Consider the following 1,244-nt stretch of genomic DNA (forward strand, 5'->3'; position numbering starts at 1 on the left):
AACATTGCCATCACACCGGCAGAGCCGCAGTTAGTGCCTTCTCATATCAAAGAAATCATCGATATCGGCTATCGCCAGGTCAGCTTTGAAACCATGTTCAAGCTGATGAAGCTTTTGGATCTTGACATCAGCATCATCAACCGGAATCTGTTCCGCTACATGCAGTCTTTAGTAGAATCCAACAGTGCTTTCCACGACAACTACGTCTATGGTCATCTGAAGAGCGAAATGCTCAGCCACATTGTCAATTCCAGCAAAATTGCCATGCTGCTGATCGACAAATACAACCAGATTGTCTACGCCAACAGCAAGGCGCTGCAGATTTTTCAGGCAGATGACAAAAACGATATCCAGCTGGAGCGGTTTATCGAACCCGCCATACTAACCGCTGCTGACACTCCACAAGATCCCCTCATGATCGATGGAGGCAGCTATTATTACAGCAAATATCCCCTAACCCTGATGGATGAAGTTACGGGCTACTATATCACCCTGCAGGATGAAGCAGAAGTTTCTATCGCCAATAAACTCAATCGACAAAAAGGTCACATCGCTAAATATCATTTTAAGGATATTATCCACGAATCTCCCGGCATGAAACACGTCATAAAGACCGCCAAGCAGATTGCACTGACCGACCACACTGTACTGATTCGAGGGGAAAGCGGAACCGGAAAAGAACTGATTGCTCAGTCTCTCCACAACGCATCCTACCGCAACAAATTTCCTTTTGTTGCCATAAACTGTGCAGCACTTCCTGACAATCTGCTGGAAAGCGAACTGTTCGGCTACGAAGGAGGCGCTTTTACCGGCGCACAGGCTAAGGGGAAAATCGGTCTCTTTGAACAGGCAAACCACGGCACTATTTTTCTCGATGAGATAGGGGATATTTCCCCAAAGCTGCAGTCAAGACTACTCAGAACCATTCAGGAAAGACAGGTTATGCGAGTTGGCAGCGACAGACTCATTGATGTCGACATTCGCCTGATTACTGCAACCAATCGAGATTTGGAAGCAGCTGTCAGAGAGGGAAGTTTCCGAAGCGATTTATTTTACAGACTCAACGTGCTGCCCATCATCATACCGCCGCTGCGAAAGAGAAAAGAAGATATTCTGCCGTTGCTGCAGCATTTCCTTGGCACGACTTTTAAGAATATCCCTCCCGCACAGCTGCGTCAATTGACTGACTACAACTGGCCCGGTAATATCAGAGAACTTGAAAATATAGCGACCTATTATCAGAC

Annotated in this window: 1 protein-coding gene; it reads left to right on the plus strand. The window is 46.6% G+C overall.

Annotated features, from left to right (window positions below):
• Positions 1 to 1,244: sigma 54-interacting transcriptional regulator (locus D1155_RS15475; protein WP_160203307.1), on the plus strand; the 1,244-nt coding region annotated here is incomplete at both ends.

Source organism: Anaerotruncus sp. 80 (assembly GCF_009936115.1).
GTDB classification, from domain to species: Bacteria; Bacillota; Clostridia; order Peptostreptococcales; family Anaerovoracaceae; genus Senimuribacter; species Senimuribacter intestinalis.